Origin of the sequence: Streptomyces sp. LS1784, from assembly GCF_020103755.1 — a bacterium.
GTDB lineage: Bacteria > Actinomycetota > Actinomycetes > Streptomycetales > Streptomycetaceae > Kitasatospora.
The window spans coordinates 1-1,549 of the sequence record NZ_JAHSQD010001024.1 but is presented as its reverse complement, the minus strand read 5'-3'; the positions used below and the strand labels follow the sequence as shown (position 1 = coordinate 1,549).

Annotated in this window: 2 protein-coding genes, 1 tRNA gene and 1 pseudogene; 3 read left to right on the top strand and 1 reads right to left on the bottom strand. The window is 75.2% G+C overall.

Annotated features, from left to right (window positions below; all coding sequences use genetic code 11):
* The 3 genes and pseudogenes from KS423_RS45310 to KS423_RS45300 form a co-directional block, all read left to right on the top strand.
* Nucleotides 1-197: pseudogene (locus KS423_RS45310) on the top strand (ABC transporter ATP-binding protein); the annotation flags it as partial.
* 60 nt (nt 198-257) lie between these two features.
* Nucleotides 258-331 (top strand) — tRNA-Lys (locus tag KS423_RS45305).
* Nucleotides 332-404: 73 nt separating this feature from the next.
* Nucleotides 405-1,049 (top strand): GPP34 family phosphoprotein, encoded by a 645-nt coding sequence (locus KS423_RS45300; RefSeq protein ID WP_224285489.1) that lies wholly within the window; start codon nt 405-407, stop codon nt 1,047-1,049.
* Between the two features lie 79 nt (nt 1,050-1,128).
* Here KS423_RS45300 and KS423_RS45295 read toward each other — a convergent pair.
* Nucleotides 1,129-1,549, bottom strand: a 421-nt coding sequence (locus tag KS423_RS45295; protein WP_374120190.1) for an alpha/beta fold hydrolase, incomplete at its 5' end; no start/stop codon positions are given.

Genomic DNA, 1,549 nt, shown 5'->3' with positions numbered 1-1,549 from the left:
CTCCCCCGCCCACCGAGCGCCGCACCGGCTGCGTCTTCCGCACCCGTTGCCCGCGCTACGCCGGGCTCACGGCCCCGGCGGACCGGGCCCGCTGCGAGCAGGAGCGGCCGGCCCTGGTCGGCGGCGCGCAGGGGGCGGACCACCAGGCGGCCTGCCACCACCCGGAGCCGACGGCCGGAGGCGGTCGCGCACAGTAACCATTCGAACGCGATTCGGTGGATCGGGTCGGCGCCGTGTAAAGTCTTCGACGTCAGCAAGCGCCGCTAGCTCAGTTGGTTAGAGCAGCTGACTCTTAATCAGCGGGTCCGGGGTTCGAGTCCCTGGCGGCGCACATGGCAAGGTCTCAGGCCGTCCACTCCGGTGGGCGGCCTGAGGCGTTTTCCGGATGCGGAATGCTGGTCCCCGTGACGACCCCTTCCGACACCCGTCCTCTCCCCGAGGAACTGATGCTGCTGTGCGCCCACCCGAAGTCCGGGCGCTTCCGGGCCCCGGTCAGCGAGTTCCAGCACGTGGTCGCCGGCGCCGTCCTCGCCGAGCTGCTGCTGGCCGGCGCGATCACCGTCGACAAGCACCACATCACCGGCTACCAGCCCTTCGGTGCGCGGGACGAGGTCGAGGCCGGGGTGCTGGCCCGACTGGAGGGCAAGGGCAAGAGCCGGTTCCGGCCCCTGCTCGACCGGGCGATCACCCGGGTACCGGACCCGCCCGGGTACCGGTTCCACCTCGACCGCCTGGTCGAGCAGGGGTGCTACACGGTGGAGGAGAAACACTTCCTCGGCCTGCCCTGGCGAAGCCACCTGCTGACCCGGCCCGAGCTCGGGCAGCAGATCGCCGCGCGGGTGGCGGCCACCCTGTCGGATCCCCGGGGCGGGGACGGTCGGCCGGCGGCCGAGCGGGACCGGCAGCTGGCCGGTCTGATCGGCGTCGCCGGCCTGGAGCACCGCCTCTACCCCGGTCGGCCCGGCGCCCTGGTCAGGCGCGCCGTACGGAAGGCGGCGTGGGAGCTGCCCATCCCGCAGGCGGTCCGGCGGGTCGGCTCCAGCAACTGAGCCCGGGGGCGGGCGCTGCGGGCGTCCCGGGCCCGCCCGCGGTGCCTCAGCCGTGCCTCAGTGGTGGCTCAGTGGCGGCTCAGTGGGTGTCGAGCACGGCCGAAGCCACCGCGTCCGGGCGGTCGAACATCACCAGGTGCCCGGCCGGGGCGGCGGTGCGGAAGTCCGCCCCGAGCAGCGCCGCCAGCTCCCGCTGCCGGGCCAGCCAGTCCTCGGTGCCGCGGGTCCGGCAGCCGTCGTCGGCGGCCAGCACGGTGACCGGCAGGTCCTCGGCCAGCGGCCGGCTGCGCCGCAGCTCGTCCAGCTCCGCGGCCGTGTCGAGGTAGCGGCCGTTCTCCCGCAGCAGCGCGCGCAGGGCCCGCCCGGTGCGGTAGCAGTGCCGGACCAGTGGCGCCGGGGCGAGGTCCTCGCGGCGGACGGTGGACATCCGGGCCGTGGCCCGGCGGACGGTCGGGCCGAGCAGGTAGGGCACGGCGAGGGCGGTGGCGACGCCGGCCACC